This window comes from Mesorhizobium sp. M7A.F.Ca.AU.002.02.1.1, assembly GCF_003998535.1.
In the GTDB taxonomy this organism is placed as follows: Bacteria; Pseudomonadota; Alphaproteobacteria; order Rhizobiales; family Rhizobiaceae; genus Mesorhizobium; species Mesorhizobium ciceri.
In genome coordinates, this window is sequence record NZ_RZPB01001437.1 from 1 (window position 1) to 568 (window position 568).

Annotated in this window: 1 protein-coding gene; it reads right to left on the reverse strand. The window is 68.3% G+C overall.

Annotated elements, in window-relative coordinates:
- The coding region (locus tag EN879_RS38210) for an FAD-dependent oxidoreductase (protein ID WP_164774956.1) at window positions 1-568 on the reverse strand (568 nt) is incomplete at both ends.

Consider the following 568-nt stretch of genomic DNA (forward strand, 5'->3'; position numbering starts at 1 on the left):
GGTCCGGTGCGATCTTGCCGGCGGCATCGCCCAGGATTTCGGCCGGCAGCATGCGCACTTGCACCCACAGCACATGCTTTCCCTGAGGCGCCCGCGACGGGTCGATCGCCGTCGGCTGGCCGACCACCAGCACAGGCTCGTCCGGCAGCATGCCCGCCATGGCCTGCTGATAGGTGCGCGACATGGCGTCGAGCGACGGCGACAGATGCACATAGGCGAACTGCCGAAGCTCCGCTCCGGCACGCCAATCCGGCAAATCGTCCAGCGCCAGGTGGATCATCATCGTGCCTGGCGCATGGCGGAATTTCTGCATCGCCGTGTCGAAGCCGGCGTCGCCCGAACCATTGGGCAGCAGCTTGCCCGTCAGCGCCTTGGGCGCGACGCCGGCAATGACTGCCCTGGTGGCGGTATGCGTCTCGCCCGAAGCGAGCCGTACGCCGGTCGCCTTGCCGGCCGAAACGGTGATCTCGGCGACTTCGGCGCCGGTGACGATCTTGCCGCCGGCGGAGGTCGCCATGCCAGAGAGGGCACGGATGATGGTGTCGGCGCCGCCCTTGCCCAGCACCAT